This window comes from Pseudomonas sp. 8(2025) (assembly GCF_052665325.1).
Map to the genome: position 1 here is coordinate 192,236 of NZ_JBQOIE010000009.1, position 20,886 is coordinate 213,121.

Below are 20,886 nucleotides of genomic sequence, written 5' to 3' on the forward strand. Positions count from 1 at the left end.
GGGGATCTTAGTTGATCTGGCCGTGACAGTGTTTGTACTTCTTGCCCGAACCGCAGTAGCACAGTTCATTGCGGCCAAGCTTCTGCTCGTTGCGCACTGGCGCGGTGGCCAGGGCCACATCGACCTCGACGCCCTCTTCCAGGGCTTCCGGCTGATCCAGCCCCGGTGCCTCGGCGTGTTCGAACTGCATGCGCTGGGCCAGAGCCTCGGCCTCCTGACGCAGGCGAGCCTCTTCCTCGGCCGGGTCTTCGCGACGCACCTGGACGTGGGACAGCACGCGGATCGAGTCGCGCTTGATGGAGTCGAGCAACTCGGAGAACAGGGTGAAGGATTCGCGCTTGTACTCCTGCTTCGGGTTCTTCTGCGCGTAACCACGCAGGTGAATACCGTGACGCAGGTGGTCCATGGTCGACAGGTGGTCTTTCCACAGGTCGTCCAGTACCCGCAGAACAATCTGCTTCTCGAAAGTGCGCAGGGCTTCGGCACCGGCCTGGTCTTCTTTCTCGTTGTACGCGGCGATCAGCTCGTTGAGCAGCTTCTCGCGCAGGGTTTCCTCGTACAGGTGATCGTCTTCGTCGAGCCATTGCTGGATCGGCAGGCTGACACCGAAGCCGCTCTGGATGGCTTCTTCCAGGCCTGCCACGTCCCACTGCTCAGGCAGCGATTGCGGCGGGATGTGGGCGCTGACGGTAGCGTTGAGCACGTCCTGGCGGAAGTCGGCGATGGTTTCGCCAATGTTGTCCGCGGCCAACAAGGTGTTGCGCATGTGATAGATCACTTTACGCTGCTCGTTGTTGACGTCGTCGAACTCCAGCAACTGCTTGCGGATGTCGAAGTTGCGGCCTTCGACCTTGCGCTGGGCCTTCTCGATGGCGTTGGTCACCATGCGGTGCTCGATCGCCTCGCCGGACTGCATGCCCAGGGCCTTCATGAAGTTCTTCACCCGGTCAGAGGCGAAGATACGCATCAGGCTGTCTTCCAGGGACAGGTAGAAGCGGCTGGAACCGGCGTCGCCCTGGCGGCCGGCACGGCCACGCAGCTGGTTGTCGATACGACGGGACTCATGGCGCTCGGAAGCGATCACCTGCAGGCCACCGGACTCCAGCACTTGCTGGTGGCGCTTCTGCCAGTCGGCCTTGATCTGGGCGATCTGCTCCGGAGTCGGGTTCTCCAGGGAAGCCACTTCCACTTCCCAGTTGCCGCCCAACAGGATGTCGGTACCACGACCGGCCATGTTGGTGGCGATGGTCAGGGCGCCCGGGCGACCGGCCTGGGCAATGATTTCCGCTTCCTTTTCGTGGAACTTGGCGTTCAGGACCTTGTGCTCGATGCCTTCCTTGTTGAGCAGGTTGGACATGTGCTCGGACGTTTCGATGGTCGCGGTGCCTACCAGCACCGGACGGCCCTGGGTCATGCATTCCTTGATGTCGTTGATGATCGCGGCGTATTTCTCGTCCGCAGTCAGGAACACCAGGTCGTTGTAGTCCTTACGGGCCAGCGGCTTGTTCGGCGGAATCACCATCACCTGCAGACCGTAGATCTGATGGAACTCGAAGGCTTCGGTGTCGGCGGTGCCGGTCATGCCGGACAGCTTGGTGTACAGACGGAAGTAGTTCTGGAAGGTGGTCGAGGCCAGGGTCTGGCTCTCGGCCTGGATATTGAGGTTTTCCTTGGCTTCGATGGCCTGGTGCAGGCCTTCGGACAAGCGGCGACCGGGCATGGTACGACCGGTGTGTTCGTCCACCAGGACCACCTGCCCATCCTGGACGATGTATTCAACGTTGCGGTTGAACAGCTTGTGCGCACGCAGGCCGGCGTAAACGTGGGTCAACAGGCCCAGGTTGTGCGCCGAGTAGAGGCTTTCGCCTTCAGCCAGCAGGCCGACCTGGGTCAGCATTTCTTCGATGAACTGGTGACCGGCTTCGTTGAGCTCGACCTGGCGGGTCTTCTCGTCGACGGTGAAGTGCCCGGCCTTGGTGACCTGGCCTTCCACTTCCTCGATGTGCTGTTCCAGGCGCGGGATCAGCTTGTTGATCTCGGTGTACAGGCGGGAGCTGTCCTCAGCCTGGCCGGAAATGATCAACGGAGTACGGGCTTCGTCGATGAGGATCGAGTCGACTTCGTCGATCACGGCAAAATTGAGCTCGCGCTGGAACTTGTCTTCCATGCTGAAAGCCATGTTGTCGCGCAGGTAGTCGAAACCGAATTCGTTGTTGGTGCCGTAGGTGATGTCGGCGGCGTAGGCAGCACGTTTCTCTTCAGGCGGCTGGAACGGCGTGACCACGCCGACGCTCAGGCCGAGGAATTCGTACAGCGGGCGCATCCAGTTGGCGTCGCGGCGAGCCAGGTAGTCGTTCACGGTCACCACGTGCACGCCCTTGCCGGACAGCGCGTTGAGGTACACACCCAGGGTCGCTACCAGGGTCTTGCCCTCACCAGTGCGCATCTCGGCGATCTTGCCTTCATGCAAGGTCATGCCGCCGATCAGTTGCACATCGAAGTGGCGCATTCCCATGATCCGCTTACCGGCTTCACGGGCGACCGCGAAGGCTTCGGGAAGCAGTTTGTCGAGGGTTTCACCCTTGGCGATACGGGCCTTGAACTCGGCAGTCTTGGCACGCAATTGATCGTCCGAAAGGGCCACCATTTGCTCTTCGAAGGCATTGACGATCTGTACCGTCTTGAGCATGCGTTTGACTTCACGCTCGTTCTTGCTTCCAAAAAGTTTCTTTAACAAAGGCGCAAACATATCGGCAGGATCTTCCACACATAGGGTTGGAGGGCGGCCCCGTGAGTCGCCCGAGCAGCCCTCATGGCCGCATGCGAACGAGCATTCTACCCGGAAACGATGGTGAGGAAAGTGGCGTTATTCCACGATGCTGGCACAGCGCTGTGACGGGGCTCACCTAAAATAAGGGCTTTTCGCTGAACTTCAAGCCCATTGACCACAGAAGTTAATGATTACGATCAGCAAAGAACCAGAAATTGATCAAAGTACGAACAAGCGATGGCGCCGGCGTGGCGGGCGCTTTCTGCTACCATGGCGCCTCTGTAACTTCAGGTTTCTGATCATGGCATTTCGCCCCCTTACGGCACGCGCTCCCGCCGTTCTTCTTCGCGAAGCCAAGCCTCTGAAAGCCATACTCGGCCACGCCCAGCGCCTGGCGCATCTGCAGCGCCTGCTGGAAAGCCAGCTGCAGCCGGCCGCTCGCGAACATTGCCACGTTGCTTCCTGGCGTGAAGGCAGCCTGCTGCTGATCGTCACCGACGGGCACTGGGCAACGCGCCTGCGCTATCAGCAAAAGCGTCTGCAACGTCAATTGCTGGAGTTCAACGAGTTCAGCAACCTGACGCGCATCCTGTTCAAGGTCCAGCCGCCGACGGTCCAGCAAGGGGCCGCGGGACACACCATGGACCTGTCGAACAACGCCGCTGAAACCATCCAGGCCACCGCAGAGGGCATCACCGACCCCAACCTGCGCGCGGCCCTGGAGCGCCTGGCCAGCCACGCCAAACCGCGGGGCTGACTCAAGCCTGTACTTCAGCGCCGCTTGCTGCCGCCGAGCAGGGAACCCATCAAGCCCCGCACCAGTTGCCGTCCCAATTGATTAGCCGCCTGGCGCATGGCCGACTTCAATGCCTGCCCGGCAGCCGTGCCAAGGAACTCACCCGCCCGGTCGGCCAGGCTGGGCTCTTCAACCGCTGCTTTGCCAGAAGGCTGCTGATCCTGCGGTGCCAGCTCCTTGCGCCCCAGCAACACTTCATAGGCTGATTCGCGGTCGATCGGTTTGTCATAGCGCCCCAGCAGCGGCGAACTGGCGATCAGGGCCTGGCGCTCGGCCTCGGTCAGCGGCCCGATCCGCGACTGCGGCGGCGCCACCAGTACCCGCTGGACCATTTCTGGCGTGCCCTTGTCCTGCAAGGTGCCCACCAGCGCTTCGCCGATGCCCAGCTCGGTCAGTACCGCCAGCGCATCGAAGGCGGGGTTGGGACGGAAACCATCCGCCACGGCGCGCAGGGACTTCTGTTCCTTGGCAGTAAAGGCCCGCAAGCCATGCTGGATACGCAATCCCAATTGAGCCAGTACATTGTCCGGCAGGTCCCCGGGCGACTGGGTAACGAAATACACCCCCACACCTTTGGAGCGAATCAGCCGCACCACCTGCTCCAACCGGTCCTGCAAGGCCTTGGGAGTACCGGCGAACAGCAGGTGCGCTTCGTCGAAGAACAGCGCAAGCAGCGGCTTGTCCGCATCGCCCCGCTCCGGCAGTTGCTCGAACAGCTCGGCCAGCAGCCATAAAAGGAAGGTCGCATAGACTTTCGGCGCCTCATGCACCAGGCGGCTGGCATCGAGCAGATGAATCCGCCCGCGACCATCGGCGGCCGGCTGCAGAATGTCCTCCAGCTGCAACGCCGGCTCACCGAACAGTGCTTCGGCGCCCTGCTGCTCCAGGGTCGCCAGGCGCCGCAACAGCGCCTGGCTGGAGCCGGTGGTCATCAACGCAGCATCGTCCCCGAGAAGCTGCGGGTTGTCCTTGAGGTGGTTGAGCAACGCCTTGAGGTCCTTCAGGTCGAGCAGCAACAGGCCTTCGCGATCAGCCACCTTGAACGCCGCATAGAGCGCCGACTGCTGGCTGTCGGTGAGTTCCAGCAAACTGCCCAGCAGCAGCGGGCCCATTTCGCTCAGGGTGGTGCGCAGAGGATGACCGCTTTGCCCATGGATATCCCACAGGGTCACCGGATAGGCCTGTGGTTGATGCTTGAGCCAGGGCATGCCGGCGATCCGCTCGGCAACCTTGCCCTGGGGGTTGCCCGCAGCACCCAGCCCACAGAGGTCGCCTTTGATGTCTGCGGCAAATACCGCCACCCCGGCATCACTGAAGGCTTCTGCAAGGCGCTGCAGGGTGACGGTCTTGCCGGTGCCCGTGGCGCCCGCCACCAGACCGTGGCGGTTGGCCAGGCGCATGGCCTGGGCGATCGGCAGGCCATCGAGGCCGGCACCGATTACGAGTTGCGATGAGTCAGGCATTTTGTCACCCCTGGTTAATCTTTGGCCTTACACGGTCGATATGAATAAATGATGGATCAGAAGTATCTGAAATAAAGGTCAGGTAATTCCCGTGGGATAGATGGAGATATCAGCTTACTTATAACACCGCCCTTCTGTGCGTTTTTCCAACCCGATGCCCTGGACTCAAAGACCTTAGCGGACACCCCAAGCCATGAACAAAAATCTGCGCTTCAGCCACAAGATCCTGCTTGCCGCCTCGCTGATCGTCATAGCTGCATTTGCACTATTCACGCTCTACAACGATTACCTGCAACGCAACGCCATTCGTGATGATCTGGACAACTATCTTCAGGAAATGGGCGACGTCACGGCAAAAAATATTCAGACCTGGCTCGCCGGTCGCGCCCTGCTGATCGAGAACATCTCCCAGTCGGTGGCCCTCAACACGGACCCTGCGAATGTCAGCAACCTGCTGGAACAGAAATCCGTCAGCTCGACCTTCATGGGGGCCTACCTGGGCAACAATGACGGCACCTTCATCATCCGTCCCAACAGCAAGATGCCGGATGGCTACGATCCTCGCGCCCGCCCCTGGTACAAGAGTGCCGAAAGCAGCAGCGGCTCGGCCCTGACCGAACCCTATATCGACCTGGCGTCCGGCCAGTTGGTGATCTCCATCGTCGACAGCGTGATCAAGGCCGGCCAGAGGATCGGTGTGGTCGGCGGCGACCTGAGCCTGCAAGTAATCACCGACAGCATCAATGCCCTGGACTTCGACGGCATGGGCTACGCCTTCCTGATCAGCGCCGACGGCAAGATCCTGGTGCACCCGGACAAGAACCTGGTGATGAAGACCCTCAAGGACGTCTACCCCCAGGACACCCCCAAGATCAGCAGTGAACTCAGCGAGATCACTGTCGATGGCAAGCCGCGTATTGTCACCTTCACCCAGATCAAGGGCCTGTCCTCGGTGAACTGGTACATCGGCCTGTCCGTGGACAAGGACAAGGCTTTCGCCATGCTCAGCGAGTTCCGCACCTCGGCGATCATCGCCACCCTGACGGCCGTGGCCCTGACCATTGCCCTGCTGGGCCTGCTGATCCGCCTGCTGATGCAGCCGCTGCACGTGATGACCCGGGCCATGCAGGACATCGCCGATGGCGAAGGCGACCTGACTCGACGCCTGAACATCCATAACCAGGACGAGTTCGGCATCCTCGGCACCGCCTTCAACCGTTTCGTCGAACGCATCCACGGCTCGATCCGCGAAGTGTCCTCGGCCACCGAGCACGTCAACGAAGTCGCCCTGCGCGTGGTCAGCGCCTCCAACTCGTCGATGCTCAACTCCGACGAGCAGGCCAGCCGCACCAACAGCGTGGCCGCCGCCATCAATCAGCTCGGGGCCGCCGCCCAGGAAATCGCCCGCAATGCCGCCCAGGCTTCGCAACAAGCCAGCGATGCGCGCAACCTCGCCGAAGACGGCCAGCAAGTGGTGGATCGCAGCATCCAGGCGATGAACCAACTGTCGGACATGATCAGCGCCTCAAGCAGCAACATCGAAACCCTCAACAGCAAGACCGTGAACATCGGGCAGATCCTCGAAGTGATCACCAGCATTTCCCAGCAGACCAACCTGCTGGCCCTCAACGCGGCCATCGAAGCGGCCCGGGCCGGCGAGGCAGGACGCGGCTTTGCCGTGGTTGCCGATGAAGTGCGCAACCTGGCGCACCGCACCCAGGAGTCGGCACAGCAAGTGCAGGGCATGATCGAGGAGCTGCAAGTGGGCGCCCGCGAATCGGTGAGCACCATGAGCAACAGCCAGCGCCACAGCCAGGACAGCGTGGAAATCGCCAACCAGGCCGGGGAACGACTCAACAGCGTGACCCAGCGCATAGGCGAGATTGACGGCATGAACCAGTCGGTGGCCACGGCGACCGAAGAGCAGACCTCGGTGGTGGAGTCCATCAATATGGACATTACCGAGATCAATACGCTGAATCAGGAAGGCGTGGAAAACCTCCAGGCCACCTTGCGGGCCTGCTCCGATCTGGAGCAGCAGGCAGCACGCTTGAAGCAACTGGTGGGCAGTTTCAGGATCTGAAAGCGCCCAATGCCCTGCCGCCGGCTAGCCGGCGGCAGGCTCAAGCAGGCTTGGGCCGGGATGGCGCCTGGGGTTCCTGCTGCAATTGCTCCCACAACTGCGCGGCATCGGGAAAATCGGTGCCGTCGTCAGGGCTCAACTCATCGGGGTCATAACGGCTCAGGCAACCTTCGCCGAGGGTGGCGGGTGCCTTGGACGTGGCTTTATCCAGTGGATCGGTCATCGGGCTGACCTCGTGATGTGCAAAACCAGGAGCGGGGTATTGAACCCCCGCGCCTGGTTTTTTTTCAATCAGAACACCACAGTCTTGTTGCCGTGCACCAGCACGCGGTCTTCCAGGTGATAGCGCAGGCCGCGGGCCAGGACCATTTTCTCCACGTCACGACCGAAACGCACCATGTCCTCGATGCTGTCGCTGTGGCTGACCCGCACCACGTCCTGCTCGATGATAGGACCGGCGTCCAGTTCCTCGGTGACGTAGTGGCAGGTTGCGCCGATCAGCTTCACACCGCGCAGCGAGGCCTGATGGTAAGGCTTGGCACCGACAAAGGATGGCAGGAAGCTGTGGTGGATGTTGATCACCTTGTGCGCGTACTCGCTGCACAGCTCCGGCGGCAGGATCTGCATGTAGCGCGCCAGCACCACCACTTCGGCGTCGTGCTGCTTGACCAGGCGCGACACCTCGGCGAAGGCCGGCTCCTTGTCCTGCGGGTTGACCGGCACGTGGTAATAAGGAATGCCGTGCCACTCGACCATGCTGCGCAGATCATCGTGGTTGGAAATCACGCAGGCGATCTGGCAATCCAGCTCATCGCTGTGCCAGCGGTGCAGCAAGTCGGCCAGGCAGTGGGATTCGCGGCTGGCCATCAGTACCACGCGCTTTTTCTCGGCGGTATCGGTAATGCGCCAGTCCATCGAGAACTCTTCGGCGATCGGCGCAAAGGCCTCGCGAAAAGCCTCCAGGCCAAAGGGCAGTGAATCGGCACGAATCTCGTGGCGCATGAAAAACCAGCCACTGAGATTGTCCGAGTGGTGGCTCGCTTCGGTGATCCAACCGTTGTGGGAGGCTAGAAAGTTACTGACTTTGGCAACGATGCCAACGCGGTCAGGGCAAGAAATCACCAACCGAAAGGTGCGCATGGGGGGGAAACTCCAGAACTTCGCAAAGGTCGCCATTCTAGCGATTGCGCGACAAAACTGCAGTATTCATTGCATCCAGCGCCCTGGGTAGATCACCAAGGGCCGCCCCAGCCCGGCTTAGCGGCCGCTACTCCAGGCGCCGTAATGGCACTTGTAAATAGTGCTTAACTAGTTTGTGAATAACCGGCCCGAATGCATCAACCTATTAAATAGCGAAATGTCTTTTACGCCTAAACACACTAAGAGAGACGAATAAAACAGCGGTATTATGTTTACTTGCTCAAACTCCCTGACTATTATTGCGACACTGTCACCCAGCCACTCAGCGCTCAATAAGGTAGTCCTCATGTCCCTGATCAACGAATACCGTGCCACTGAAGAAGCCATCAAAGAACTGCAAGCGCGTTTGAAGAACCTGTCCCAAGACGACAAACTGAAAGCCGAACTCGAGTTCGAAGGCAAACTGCGCAGCCTGATGGGCGAGTACTCCAAATCCCTGCGCGACATCATCGCCCTGCTGGATCCGGACTCGAAAGTTAAAGCACCTCGCGCCGCGGTTAAAACCACCGGCACCAAGCGCGCCCGTAAAGTTAAACAGTACAAGAACCCGCACAACGGCGAAGTCATCGAAACCAAAGGTGGCAACCACAAGACTCTGAAAGAGTGGAAAGCCAAGTGGGGCGGCGACGTGGTAGAAGGCTGGGCCACCCTGCTGGGCTAAGCCTCTCCGTTGAGCGCCCGGGCTTTTCAGCCCTACAGAGAAAACGCCAGCATGCTGGCGTTTTTTTATGCCCTGGCAACCCGCCCAAGGAGCGGGGCCGCGGCTCAAAGAGCCAGGCGCCGAGTCAGGGCCTGTACATAGTCCTGCCATTGATCCAGAACCTGACGCTGCACCGGGTCCGCACTTAACAGCGATTGCTCAAGCCCTTGCCGGAAACTTTCCAGGGTATTGGGTGCACCGAGTTGCGGATCTAGCAAACGCTGCTGACAAAAAACCAGCCAACGTTCTTGCTCGGCTTTGTTCAATGTTTCTGGAAAGTTGCGGGCACGGTAGCGAAAGAGTAATTCCGGCAAGCGCTCATCATCGAATGGCCATTGTTGCTGGGCCAAGTGCAACGGGTCAGCCTCACGTACTTGCTCACACAAACGCCGGTCACGGTCACCAATAAAACCGTCGTACAACTGTTGCTCCGGGTCATCGCTTGCGGCAAATTCATCCGGCCCATAAATCACCGAAAGTTTATCCCGCCAAACTTCTTGAGCTTCGCTCAAGGCCACAGCCCGACGCTGATATAGCTCCATGTCCAAGTGCAGCCGCTGTTGATCTTCACTGCGCAGAACACTCAATGGCGCCACGACCGGGCAGCGATTGATATGGATGAGTTTCAACGGCACCGGCAACTCGCCTTCGAGCAGATCTTCCCGGCGCGTGTACAAACGCTGGCGCAGGGTTTCGGCGTCCAACTCCAACAGCCCCTGAGGGTCCAGGTGCAGGTCGCAGACAATCAAGGCATTGCGATTGCGTGGATGCCAGGCCAGGGGCAGGACCACGCCGATGTAGTGGCGCGCCGCAGAAAAGCGCCCGGAGATGTGCACCATGGGTTGCAACAGGCGGACCTGATCCATCACCCGCTGCTTGCTGCGCAACTGGAACAGCCAGTCATAGAGTCTGGGCTGTTTGTCGCGAACCAGTCGCGCCAGAGCGATGGTCGCCCGGACATCGGACAGCGCGTCATGGGCCTGGCCGTGATCGATGCCGTTGGCTGCGGTCAGGCGCTCCAGCTTGAGGCTTACCTGCCCCTGCTCCTCGGGCCAGACGATCCCCTGGGGGCGCAACGCATAAGCCGTGCGCACCACGTCGATCAGGTCCCAACGGCTGTTGCCGCCCTGCCACTCCCGGGCGTAGGGGTCGAAGAAATTGCGATACAGGCTGTAGCGGGTCATCTCATCGTCGAAACGCAGGGTGTTGTAGCCCACGCCGCAAGTCCCGGGGCGCGCCAGTTGCCCGTGCACCCGGGTCATGAAATCCGCCTCGCCCAGGCCTTGTTCGGCCAGACGGCCAGGGGTGATGCCAGTGATCATGCAAGCCATCGGATGGGGCAGGATATCGTCGCTGGGCTGGCAGTAGAGGTTGACCGGCTCGTCGATCTCGTTGAGTGCCAGGTCGGTGCGGATACCGGCCACTTGCAACGGGCGATCACAACGCGGATTGATGCCGGTGGTTTCGTAGTCGTACCAAAAGAGGGAAGTCACGGCCTGTTCCTGAACTGAAAGACCGCCGCAGTCTAGGCGTTCAGGCGCCGTCAGGGCCAGCCGCACGAACCGGGGCGAAGGCATTGGACTTGGCGAATTCGTAGTTAATGATGTCGTTTGCCCCTCAGACACTGCTAGCATCGGCGCTGGATTTTTTACCAGACCAAGCCGATAAGTTACCCATGCTTGAGACGACAGCAACGCCAAGGAACGCATCGCTGCACCCGCCACTGGATACGCGCTACCAGGTCGAAACCCCCGAGGGCATCGACCTGCCGCTGCGGCCTGCGGGGTTGCTGGTGCGCACCCTGGCCTTCAGTCTCGACCTGGGCATCCGCGGGCTGGTGCTGGGCCTGCTGTTCATCATCCTGGGCTTTTTCGACGAAGTCGGCGTCGGCCTCGGCTCCATCCTGCTGTTCCTCATCAGTTGGTGGTACATGGTGCTGTTCGAGGTGCTGAACCAGGGTCGCTCCCCCGGCAAGCAACTGATGGGGCTGCGAGTGGTGCAGGACGACGGCACCCCGATTGGCTGGAGTGCCTCCCTGACCCGCAACCTGCTGCGCTTTGCCGACATGCTGCCTTTCGGCTATTTCCTCGGCGCCATCAGTTGCCTACAGCACCCGACCTTCAAACGCCTCGGCGATCTGGCCGCCGGCACCCTGGTGATCTACCGCGAGCAGCCGGTCAAACGCCCCGAACTGCCGCCAGCCGTCCCCCGCACTGCGCCCTTCGCCCTGAGCCTGAATGAGCAACGGGCGATCCTCGGCTTTGCCGAGCGCCAGGGCCAGCTGTCGGCCGAACGTACCCGGGAACTGGCCGGCATCCTCGCACAACCGCTGCATGTACCCAGTGCCCAGGCCACGGCCGAACTCAATGGCATTGCCCGCGGCTTCCTGGGAACCCCATGAAACAAAGCCTTTTCGAACACCGCCACCAGGCGCAATGGCAGCAGTTCGAGCAGTTGCTCGAGCGTCTGGAACATGGCCGGGCCAAAGCCGAGGAATGCCAGAGCTTCGTCCAGGACTACCGGCGCCTGTGCCAGCATCTGGCCCTGGCCGAAGAACGCGGCTACAGCAGCTACCTGATCGATCCGCTGCAACAACTGGCCCTGCGTGGCCACCAGCAGCTGTACCGACAGCGCAGCGCCTTCGGGGCCAATCTGTTGAGTTTCGTGCTGGCCGGTTTCCCCCGCCTGGTGCGTCAGGAGTGGCGCCTGGTGCTGCTGGCCAGCCTGCTGTTCTTCGGCAGCCTGCTGGCCATCGGGGTGCTGGTGTACCTGTTTCCCGATCTGATCTACAGCCTGGTGAGCCCGCAGCAAGTCAGCGAGATGCAGGGCATGTACGACCCTACCGCCGGGCGCCTGGGGCGGGCCGCCGAACGGGCCTCGAGCGAAGACTGGGTGATGTTCGGCTACTACATCATGCACAACATCGGGATCGCCTTTCAGACCTTTGCCAGCGGCCTGCTGTTCGGCGTGGGCAGTGTGTTCTTCCTGTTTTTCAACGGCCTGATGATCGGCGCCATTGCCGGCCACCTGACCCAGATCGGCTTCGGCCAGACCTTCTGGCCGTTCGTGATCGGCCACGGCGCCTTTGAACTCAGCGCCATTGCCCTGTCTGGCGCCGCCGGGCTGAAGCTTGGCTGGGCGTTGATCGCGCCGGGCCGCCTGACCCGCGGCGAAGCCCTGCTGCAAGCCGCGCGCGTCAGCGTGCAACTGATCTACGGCGTCATCGGCTTCTTGCTGATCGCCGCCTTTGTCGAGGCCTACTGGTCCTCCATGACCTGGCCGGCCGCCTGGGTCAAATACAGCGTCGGCAGTGCCCTTTGGGGCCTGGTGGCGGCCTACCTGACCCTGGCCGGACGTGAATCCCATGCGCCTGAGTGATGCCAGCGTGGTGATCCGCCCCCGCAGCGCCTGGGAGGCCATGGACCTGGGCGTGCTACTGAGCCAGCGTCATCGGCGCTTGCTGATGAGCAGTTGGGCCATCGTCAGCCTGCCAGTGTTCGCCCTGCTGAGCCTGCTGCTCTGGGAATCGCCGTCGCTGGCGATCCTGCTGTTCTGGTGGCTGAAGCCGGCCTTCGAACGCCTGCCGCTGTTTATTCTGTCTAAAGCCCTGTTCGGCGAAACACCCAGCCTGGGGCAAGCGCTGAAACAATGGCCCCGCCTGCTCAAGCCGCAACTGCTGGCCAGCCTGACCTGGCGTCGCTTGAGCATGAGCCGCAGCTTCACCCTGCCGGTGGTACAACTTGAAGGCCTGAGCGCCGACGCCCGGCAACAACGCCTGGCGGTGCTGCTACAGAAAAATGCCGGTGCCGCGCGCTGGCTGACCCTGATTGGCATGCACCTGGAAGGCGCCCTGTGGATTGGCCTGATGGTGCTGTTCTACCTGCTGCTGCCACAACAGGTCGAAGTGGACTGGAGCTGGCAGAGCCTGATGATCGCCGCCCAACAGGACTGGCTATGGCTGGAACACCTGACCAACGTCTTCTACGCCCTGGTCCTGGTGATCTGGGAGCCGATCTACGTGGCCTGCGGTTTCAGCCTGTACCTGAACCGACGCACCGAGCTGGAGGCCTGGGACATCGAGCTGGTGTTCCGTCGCCTGCGCCAGCGCCTGACCGGTGCCAGCACGTTGCTCTTGCTCGCCGGCCTGCTGTTCCTGGCACCGACCCAAGCGCTCTGGGCCGCCGCCCCCAGCAGTTCCGCGGCCGGCCCCGAGACCCCGCGGCTGCTGCAGCAACCGCTGACCAGCAAGGCCTCCAGGGACAGCATCCAAGCCATCCTGGACAAGCCCCCCTTCAAGAACCAGGAGTCGGTCACTCGCTACCGTTTCGGTGACGAGCAAGCCCAGAAGAAGGACGCCAAGGGCAAGCCTCCAGGCTGGCTCAAGAACCTGCTGGAAAGCCTCGGCAAGGACAGTTTCGGCGGGGTCGCCAAGGGCCTGGAGATTCTGCTCTGGGGGTTGCTGCTGGCGGCTCTGGGCTGGCTGATCTGGCGCTACCGCGATTGGCTGCAGGCCTTCGTCAGCCGTCGTCCGCTGCCGCGCAAGAAACGCCCCGCGGCCATGCCCCAGCAGTTGTTCGGGCTGGAAGTCAGCAGCGAAACCCTGCCCGCCGATGTCGCCGCCCGCGCCGCTGAACTCTGGGCCAGCCAGCCCCGGGAAGCCCTGGGCCTGCTGTACCGGGCGCTGCTCAGTCGCTTGCTGGAAGACTTCCACCTGCCCCTCAGCGTGGCCGATACCGAAGGCCAGGTGCTGGAGCGCATCAAGGCGCTGCAGCAGCCACAATTGGAGGCTTTCAGCATCAGCCTGACCCGCCACTGGCAGAACATGGCGTACGGTCATCAGGTACCCGGCGCCGACCTGCAACCACAACTGTGCGGCGCCTGGCGCAGCCTGTTCGGCCCCGGAGCACAGCCATGAAGCGCTACCTGTGGGGCGGCCTGGTCCTGCTCCTGGCTCTGGTCCTCGGGGCCGGCGGCTATTACCTGTATCGCCATGCCACTCCCTATCAGGAATTGGTCGATCACGGCCCCTCCCCCGAGGCCCGGGCCAACCCCTACCTGGCGGCCGAGATGTTCCTGCGTGAACGTGGCCTCAAGGTACAACACGCCAATAGCCTGGATGTCCTGGCCAGCTTGCCCCCGGCCGGCAACAGCCTGTTGCTGCTGGGAGAGCGCTCGAACATGAGCCCGCCCCAGGTCGACCAGCTCCTGGAGTGGGCCCGCGCCGGCGGCCGCCTGCTCTTCGTCGCCGAGGCCCTGTGGGACGAGGACAGCCAGAAGAGCGGCGACCTGCTGCTGGACCAGGTGCAGATCCACCAGCAGCTCAGCCAGGACCTTGACGAGCCACCGGAGCCGGAAGCCGACGATGCCTATCCGAAGCTGACCAAGGTCTACCTGGAAGACGAACAGGCTCCGGCCTACATCAGTTTCGACACCGACTTCCACCTGGACGACCCGCAAAGCCTGGCGCAATCCTGGGCCAACAGCGGCGCGGCGACCCACATGATCCAGCTTGAATACGGCAAGGGCGCGGTCATCGTGCTCACCGATGCCGATATCTGGAAAGCCCCAGCCATCGGCCTGTACGACAACGCCTGGCTGCTGTGGTACCTCAATACCGATAGCGCCGTGACGCTGCTGTTCAATACCGATCACCCGGACCTCTGGCAGTTGCTCTGGCGCTATTTCCCCCAGGCGCTGGTAGCCCTGGCCCTGCTGCTCGGCCTGTGGCTCTGGCAGGCCGGCGTGCGCCACGGGCCGTTGCTGGCTCCAGCCCCCAAGGCGCGGCGTCAACTGCGTGAACACCTGCGGGCCAGTGCCGACTTCCTGCTGCGCCATGCCGGCCAGGGTGCGTTGCTGCAGGCCCTGCAACTGGATATCCGGCGCCGTGCGCGGCGCCGCCACCCGGGCTTCGAGCAATTGCCGGCCGAGGCCCAGTGGGACGTGCTGGCCCTGCTCAGCCAACAACCTGTCGAGGCCATTCGACAGGCCCTGCAACCCTTGTCCGGACAGCGCCTTTCCAGCGTTGATTTCAGCCACCAGGTCGCCCGCCTGCAAACTCTCAGGAATGCCCTATGAGCGAACAACCGATCGAATCCCCCGAGCCTTCCGAGGCCCCACAGCCTCAGGTCCATGCTGCCCAGCAGCGCCAGCGGGCCAGCCAGCTGGCTCAGGCGGTGCGCCTGGAACTGCAGAAGGCGGTGATCGGCCAGGAAGCGGTCATCGATGATGTGCTGACCGCCCTGATCGCTGGCGGCCATGTGCTGCTCGAAGGCGTACCCGGGCTCGGCAAGACATTGCTGGTACGAGCCCTGGCCCGCTGCTTTGGCGGCGAGTTCGCGCGCATCCAGTTCACCCCCGACCTGATGCCCAGCGACGTCACCGGGCATGCGGTATACGACCTGCAGACCGAGCAGTTCAAGCTGCGCAAGGGCCCGCTGTTCACCAACCTGCTGCTGGCGGACGAGATCAACCGCGCGCCGGCCAAGACCCAGGCCGCCCTGCTGGAAGCCATGCAGGAACGTCAGGTCACCCTCGAAGGCCGAGCGCTGCCCATCGCCCAGCCGTTCATGGTCCTGGCTACCCAGAACCCCATCGAACAGGAAGGCACCTACCCGCTGCCGGAGGCCGAGCTGGATCGCTTCATGCTCAAGCTGCGCATGGACTACCCGGATGCCGAACAAGAACTGACCATGGTCCGCCAGGTGACGCGCTCGACCCGCGCCGACATGCTCGACGTACAGCCTCTGCGCACCGTACTCCAGGCCAAGGACGTACTGGCTCTGCAGCGCATCGCCAGCGAACTGCCCCTGGACGAGCAGGTGCTCGATTATGCCGTGCGCCTGGCCCGGGCCACCCGCAGTTGGCCAGGCCTGACCCTGGGCGCCGGCCCCCGCGCTTCCATTGCCCTGGTACGCGGCGCTCGTGCCCGAGCCCTGCTGCGTGGCGGCGAATTCGTGATTCCCGATGACATCAAGGGCTGCGCCATGGCCGTGCTGCGGCATCGAGTGCGGGTCGCCCCGGAACTGGACATCGAAGGCCTGTCGGTGGAACAGGTGCTCAAGCAGATGCTCGAACAGATTCCGGCACCGCGCCTGTGAGCCGCCCACGCCAATGAAGCCGACCCGTCTGCTGTTGATCTGGCTGGGTACTTTGACCGGCCTGTACACCCTGCTCGGCGCCGCCCGTGCCCTGGGCAGCGAGGCCCTGCCGCGCCTGGACTCGATTGCCTGGGGCCTGCTGCTGGCGTTGTTGCTGCTGGCGTTGCTGGACGCCCTGCGCCTGCTGCGCGTGGCCTCGCCGCAGATCCAGCGCCAGCTACCCGGCAGCCTGCCCCTGGGCCGCTGGAGCGAAGTGCAACTGGAGATCCTGCACGACTACCGGCAACCACTGGATGTGCAGCTGTTCGACCACCCGCCCCAGGGCCTGGGCTTCGAGCACCTGCCGCAGTCCACGCGCCTGGAGCCGGGGCAGGTCAGCCGGATCGGCTATAACGTGCGCCCACTGCAGCGCGGCCACTTCAATTTCGACCAGTGCGAAGTCAGCCTGCCCAGCCCTCTCGGATTATGGAGCGCCAGGCGCCTGCTCAAGGTGCACGACAGCACCCGGGTCTACCCGGACTTCGCCCGGCTCTACGGCGCGCAATTGCTGGCGGTGGACAACTGGCTCAGCCAACTCGGTGTGCGCCAGCGACAACGCCGCGGCCTGGGCCTGGAGTTCAACCAACTGCGTGAGTTTCGCGAAGGCGACAGCCTGCGGCAGATCGATTGGAAGGCCACGGCCCGCCAACGCGCGCCCATCGTCCGGGAGTACCAGGACGAACGCGACCAGCAGATCATCTTCATGCTCGACTGCGGGCGCCGCATGCGCAGCCAGGATGGCGAGCTGGCGCACTTCGACCACGCCCTCAATGCCTGCCTGCTGCTGAGCTATGTCGCCCTGCGCCAGGGCGATGCGGTGGGCCTGTACAGCTTTGCCGGGGAACGCTCGCGCTACCTTGCACCGGTCAAGGGCTCGGCCCAGTTGAGCGTGCTGCTCAATGGCGTCTACGACCTGGACACCAGCCAGCGCCCCGCCGATTACCAGGCCGCCGCCAGCGAGCTGCTGGCGCGGCAGAAACGCCGGGCACTGGTGGTGCTGATTACCAACCTGCGGGACGAGGATGACCAGGAACTGCTGACGGCGGTCAAGCGCATCGGCCGCCAGCATCGGGTGCTGGTGGCCAGCCTGCGCGAAGAGGTGCACGACCAGTTGCGCCAGAGCCCGGTGCAAACCCTGCCCGAAGCCCTGGCCTACAGCGCGACGGTGAACTACCTGAACAGCCGCGCCGAGCTGCACGAACGCCTGAGCGCCCACGGCGTCGCCCTGCTCGACGCTCGCCCGGGAGAACTGGGGGCCGAACTGGTCAGCCGCTATCTGAGCTGGAAGAAAGCCGGCAGCCTGTAACTGCTGCCGAGCGCCTCAGGCCGAGGTCTGCAACGGGTGAAAGCTGAAGTAATGACGCAACGCCTGCTCCAGCTCGACAAACTCCGCACCGGCCCGCAACAGGCTGAAACCGCTGTCGTAGTGGTGCGGCGTCAGGTCCTCATGGCACCAGAGGCAGCAGGCGCTGAAGTCGATGAACTGCACCTGGCCGTCACCGCCGGGGACTTTCACCCGCAAGTCGAATTCGGCACCGATCAGCATCGGCAACTGGCTGATCAGCATCAGCCCGTCGGCCGACAGGTTGCCAAGGAAACCCACCGGCTTGTCGGTGAAACGATTGAATACTTTTAAAAAGGACGGCAGTTGGTGCCGCTCGATCCGAGGTTCCATGAACATGCTGGGTATCGCTATGAAAGGTCATTAAGCATGACCGCACTAGTGCTTCGGAACAGGCCCTGATATCGGCCCGCCCTCCCGGATTCGATGCGCGAGGAAGACTGCCAGAAGGATTCCAACGCCACTGCCACCAGCCGGGCCGGGGCAGTTTTCGAACAGCCTGTGCAGATGTTAGCTCAAGCACGAGGGGCAATTACACCGCCCCCTAGTGAATCTCTTTTACAACGCCGTGCGACGAACTTGAGCGGCGCCATTTGCCGGGTAGTGCCCCAACTGTTGCAGGGTATCCAGGCGAGCCCGGGCGCGAAACGCGTACTCGCTGGTGGGGTACTGGGTAATGATGAACTGGTAGGTCTGCGCGGCATCGACGAACAACTTCTGGCGCTCCAGGCATTGCCCGCGCAGCATCGACACTTCCGGCTGGATGTAGCGACGGGCACGGCTGTCACGGTCGACCTGGCTCAACTCGAGCATCACGCTCTCGCAGTTGCCGCGGTCATAAGCGCGGTAGGCGTTATTCAAATGATGGTCCATGGACCAGCGGGTACAGCCGACAACACTGACGGCCAGGGCAGCAATGAGTACGAATCGCATGGGGTATCTCCTGTCTTGTGCAGTGTATCGACTCATCGGCAAAAATCTTCAAGGTTGTTGCGGTAAACAAACAAAGCAATAAGTAGTGCAAACGAACAATGACTACAACTTCGGAGCATAGTAGCCTCTCGTTGCGCTTGAACTCAGGAGTCCGTGCATGTCCGTTCGTCGTACCAAAATCGTTGCCACCCTTGGCCCGGCCAGTAACTCGCCGGAAGTTCTCGAACAGCTGATTCTCGCGGGCCTGGATGTTGCCCGTCTGAACTTCTCCCACGGCACTCCGGACGAGCACAAGGCTCGCGCCAAACTGGTCCGCGACCTGGCAGCCAAACACGGCCGCTTCGTGGCCATCCTCGGCGACTTGCAGGGCCCGAAGATCCGCATCGCCAAATTCGCCAACAAGCGCATCGAGCTGAAGATCGGTGACAAGTTCACCTTCTCCACCAGCCATCCGCTGACCGAAGGCACCCAGGATATCGTCGGCATCGACTACCCGGATCTGGTCAAGGACTGCGGCGTGGGTGACGAGCTGCTGCTGGACGACGGCCGCGTGGTGATGCGTGTGGAAACCGCCACCGCCACCGAATTGCATTGCGTGGTGACCATCGGCGGCCCGCTGTCCGACCACAAGGGCATCAACCGTCGTGGTGGTGGCCTGACCGCCCCGGCCCTGACCGAGAAAGACAAGGCCGACATCAAGCTCGCGGCCGAGATGGAAGTCGATTACCTGGCCGTGTCCTTCCCACGGGACGCCGCCGACATGGAATACGCGCGCAAGCTGCGTGACGAAGCCGGTGGTACTGCCTGGCTGGTAGCGAAGATCGAACGCGCCGAAGCGGTGGCCGACGACGAAACCCTCGACGGCCTGATCAAGGCCAGCGACGCGGTCATGGTTGCCCGTGGCGACCTGGGCGTGGAAATCGGCGACGCCGAGCTGGTGGGCATCCAGAAGAAAATCATTCTGCACGCCCGTCGCCACAACAAGGCGGTGATCGTTGCGACCCAGATGATGGAGTCGATGATCCAGAACCCGATGCCGACCCGCGCCGAAGTGTCCGACGTGGCCAACGCCGTGCTCGACTACACCGATGCGGTGATGCTCTCGGCGGAAAGCGCCGCCGGTGCCTACCCGCTGGAAGCGGTGCAGGCCATGGCGCGGATCTGCGTCGGTGCGGAAAAGCACCCCACCAGCAAGACCTCCAGCCACCGCATGGGCAAGGTGTTCGAAAGCTGCGACCAGAGCATCGCCCTGGCTGCCATGTACACCGCCAACCACTTCCCGGGCGTGAAGGCGATCATCGCCCTGACCGAAAGTGGCTACACCCCGCTGATCATGTCGCGCATTCGCTCCTCGGTGCCGATCTACGCCTACTCCCCGCACCGCGAAACCCAGGCTCGCGCAGCCATGTTCCGTGGCGTCTACACCATCCCGTTCGACCCGGCTTCCCTGCCGCCCGAGCAGGTCAGCCAGGCAGCGATCGATGAGCTGCTCAAGCGCGGTGTCGTAGAGAAAGGCGACTGGGTGATTCTCACCAAGGGCGACAGCTACCACACCACCGGCGGCACCAACGGCATGAAGATCCTGCACGTGGGCGACCCGATGGTCTGAGTCTTCGCCTTGCTGAGCAAAAAGCCCCGGTGCTGAAAACACCGGGGCTTTTTCATGCCCGCGTGAAACCGCTGTCCACGGCTTCAGCCCTTGCTGAGAAACCCGGACAACGCGGCGATGGCTTCCGGGGACTGCAGGCGCCGGGTGAATTCCACGCCCTCTTGCTCAATGACCTGGCGCAGTTGTTCGCGGTCCGGCGCCTTCATCAGGCGCTTGCTCACCTGCACCGCTTCGGGCGCCAACTGGCTGAAACGCAAGGCCGCCTCCCGGGCCTTGGCCAAGGTGGCCACACCATCCCCCAGGGCGGCGCTGGCAATCCCCCAGGCGGCGGCCTGTTCGCCACTGAAGCCTTCGCCCAGCAACAGCAACTCCGCCGCCTTGGCCTGCCCCAGCAAGCGCGGCAGGATCAGGCTCGAACCAAATTCCGGGCACAGCCCCAGGTTGACGAACGGCATGCGCAGCCGTGCATCGCGACTGACATAGACCAGATCGCAATGCAGCAGCATCGTGGTGCCGATGCCTACTGCCGCGCCGGCCACTGCGGCCACCACCGGCTTGCGACATTGCACAAGGCTGCGCATGAAGCGAAACACCGGGCTGTCGAGGTCCCGGGGCGGTTGCTGGAGGAAGTCGGCGATGTCATTGCCGGCGGTAAAGCATTCGCTGCTGCCGCAGATCAGCACGGCGTTGATCTCGGGATCGCCATCGGCCTCGCTCAGGGCGTCGGCCAGGCGAGCGTACATGGCGCGGGTCAAGGCGTTTTTCTTGTCGGGACGGTTCAGGCGCAGGGTCAGCAGCCCGCCCTCACGTTGCAACTCGATGGCATCGGTCATGGGGATCTCGCTCTGGAAGAA

18 protein-coding genes and 1 pseudogene are annotated in these 20,886 nt (G+C 62.6%); 11 read left to right on the forward strand and 8 right to left on the reverse strand.

What is annotated here, in order from left to right; translation table 11 throughout:
- Positions 1-7 precede the first annotated feature (7 nt).
- The gene (gene secA, locus ACUXVH_RS18660; protein WP_011063035.1) at positions 8-2,749 is read right to left on the reverse strand and encodes a preprotein translocase subunit SecA; all 2,742 of its coding nucleotides are present in this window, start codon (positions 2,747-2,749) and stop codon (positions 8-10) included.
- Between the two features lie 322 nt (positions 2,750-3,071).
- Here secA and ACUXVH_RS18665 point away from each other — a divergent pair, with 322 nt between their 5' ends.
- Positions 3,072-3,527 carry a DUF721 domain-containing protein gene (locus ACUXVH_RS18665; protein WP_011063036.1) on the forward strand — a complete coding sequence of 152 codons (456 nt, stop codon included), beginning with the start codon at positions 3,072-3,074 and terminating at the stop codon, positions 3,525-3,527.
- A 14-nt stretch (positions 3,528-3,541) separates the two neighbouring features.
- Here ACUXVH_RS18665 and ACUXVH_RS18670 read toward each other — a convergent pair whose 3' ends face one another.
- Positions 3,542-5,029 carry a helicase HerA-like domain-containing protein gene (locus ACUXVH_RS18670; protein WP_065365299.1) on the reverse strand — a complete coding sequence of 496 codons (1,488 nt, stop codon included), beginning with the start codon at positions 5,027-5,029 and terminating at the stop codon, positions 3,542-3,544.
- A gap of 193 nt (positions 5,030-5,222) precedes the next feature.
- On the opposite strand from ACUXVH_RS18670, the pseudogene ACUXVH_RS18675 reads away from it, so the two are divergent.
- Positions 5,223-6,254 (forward strand): annotated as a pseudogene (locus ACUXVH_RS18675) (HAMP domain-containing protein); the annotation flags it as partial.
- A gap of 93 nt (positions 6,255-6,347) precedes the next feature.
- The gene (locus ACUXVH_RS18680) at positions 6,348-7,112 is read left to right on the forward strand and encodes a methyl-accepting chemotaxis protein (protein WP_370059447.1); all 765 of its coding nucleotides are present in this window, start codon (positions 6,348-6,350) and stop codon (positions 7,110-7,112) included.
- A 40-nt stretch (positions 7,113-7,152) separates the two neighbouring features.
- On the opposite strand, the gene ACUXVH_RS18685 is transcribed toward ACUXVH_RS18680, so the two are convergent.
- On the reverse strand, positions 7,153-7,335 hold the full coding sequence (locus tag ACUXVH_RS18685; protein ID WP_011063039.1) for a hypothetical protein: 183 nt from the start codon (positions 7,333-7,335) through the stop codon (positions 7,153-7,155).
- A 68-nt stretch (positions 7,336-7,403) separates the two neighbouring features.
- Positions 7,404-8,252 (reverse strand): formyltetrahydrofolate deformylase, encoded by an 849-nt coding sequence (purU, locus tag ACUXVH_RS18690; protein ID WP_011063040.1) that lies wholly within the window; start codon positions 8,250-8,252, stop codon positions 7,404-7,406.
- Positions 8,253-8,598: 346 nt separating this feature from the next.
- Between purU and mvaT the strand changes: the two genes are divergently transcribed.
- Complete coding sequence (mvaT, locus tag ACUXVH_RS18695) at positions 8,599-8,973, forward strand: histone-like nucleoid-structuring protein MvaT (RefSeq protein WP_011063041.1); 375 nt, start codon at positions 8,599-8,601, stop codon at positions 8,971-8,973.
- A 104-nt stretch (positions 8,974-9,077) separates the two neighbouring features.
- Here mvaT and sbcB read toward each other — a convergent pair whose 3' ends face one another.
- Positions 9,078-10,505 (reverse strand): exodeoxyribonuclease I, encoded by a 1,428-nt coding sequence (gene sbcB, locus ACUXVH_RS18700; protein ID WP_065365298.1) that lies wholly within the window; start codon positions 10,503-10,505, stop codon positions 9,078-9,080.
- A gap of 182 nt (positions 10,506-10,687) precedes the next feature.
- Here sbcB and ACUXVH_RS18705 point away from each other — a divergent pair, with 182 nt between their 5' ends.
- Genes ACUXVH_RS18705 through ACUXVH_RS18730 form a run of 6 tightly spaced genes read left to right on the forward strand, consistent with a single transcriptional unit; the run spans position 10,688 to position 17,454 of the window.
- Positions 10,688-11,413, forward strand: coding sequence for an RDD family protein (locus ACUXVH_RS18705; protein ID WP_011063043.1), 726 nt, complete (start codon positions 10,688-10,690; stop codon positions 11,411-11,413).
- Complete coding sequence (locus ACUXVH_RS18710) at positions 11,410-12,390, forward strand: stage II sporulation protein M (protein WP_011063044.1); 981 nt, start codon at positions 11,410-11,412, stop codon at positions 12,388-12,390. Before ACUXVH_RS18705 ends, ACUXVH_RS18710 begins: the two co-directional genes overlap by 4 nt.
- Positions 12,377-13,927, forward strand: a complete 1,551-nt coding sequence (locus ACUXVH_RS18715; protein WP_065365297.1) for a DUF4129 domain-containing protein — start codon at positions 12,377-12,379, stop codon at positions 13,925-13,927. The genes ACUXVH_RS18710 and ACUXVH_RS18715 overlap by 14 nt, the downstream gene beginning before the upstream one ends.
- Positions 13,924-15,087, forward strand: coding sequence for a DUF4350 domain-containing protein (locus tag ACUXVH_RS18720; RefSeq protein WP_065365296.1), 1,164 nt, complete (start codon positions 13,924-13,926; stop codon positions 15,085-15,087). The genes ACUXVH_RS18715 and ACUXVH_RS18720 overlap by 4 nt, the downstream gene beginning before the upstream one ends.
- Positions 15,084-16,109: an AAA family ATPase gene (locus ACUXVH_RS18725; RefSeq protein WP_041119656.1), complete on the forward strand. Its 1,026-nt coding sequence runs from the start codon at positions 15,084-15,086 to the stop codon at positions 16,107-16,109. Before ACUXVH_RS18720 ends, ACUXVH_RS18725 begins: the two co-directional genes overlap by 4 nt.
- 13 nt (positions 16,110-16,122) lie before the next feature.
- Complete coding sequence (locus ACUXVH_RS18730) at positions 16,123-17,454, forward strand: DUF58 domain-containing protein (RefSeq protein ID WP_445495624.1); 1,332 nt, start codon at positions 16,123-16,125, stop codon at positions 17,452-17,454.
- A 15-nt stretch (positions 17,455-17,469) separates the two neighbouring features.
- On the opposite strand, the gene ACUXVH_RS18735 is transcribed toward ACUXVH_RS18730, so the two are convergent.
- Positions 17,470-17,829, reverse strand: coding sequence for a PilZ domain-containing protein (locus ACUXVH_RS18735; RefSeq protein ID WP_011063049.1), 360 nt, complete (start codon positions 17,827-17,829; stop codon positions 17,470-17,472).
- Positions 17,830-18,048: 219 nt separating this feature from the next.
- On the reverse strand, positions 18,049-18,423 hold the full coding sequence (locus tag ACUXVH_RS18740; protein WP_011063050.1) for a hypothetical protein: 375 nt from the start codon (positions 18,421-18,423) through the stop codon (positions 18,049-18,051).
- A 157-nt stretch (positions 18,424-18,580) separates the two neighbouring features.
- On the opposite strand from ACUXVH_RS18740, the gene pyk reads away from it, so the two are divergent.
- Positions 18,581-20,032: a pyruvate kinase gene (gene pyk / locus ACUXVH_RS18745; protein ID WP_011063051.1), complete on the forward strand. Its 1,452-nt coding sequence runs from the start codon at positions 18,581-18,583 to the stop codon at positions 20,030-20,032.
- Positions 20,033-20,115: 83 nt separating this feature from the next.
- On the opposite strand, the gene ACUXVH_RS18750 is transcribed toward pyk, so the two are convergent.
- Positions 20,116-20,865 (reverse strand): enoyl-CoA hydratase-related protein, encoded by a 750-nt coding sequence (locus tag ACUXVH_RS18750; protein WP_047288807.1) that lies wholly within the window; start codon positions 20,863-20,865, stop codon positions 20,116-20,118.
- Positions 20,866-20,886 lie beyond the last annotated feature (21 nt).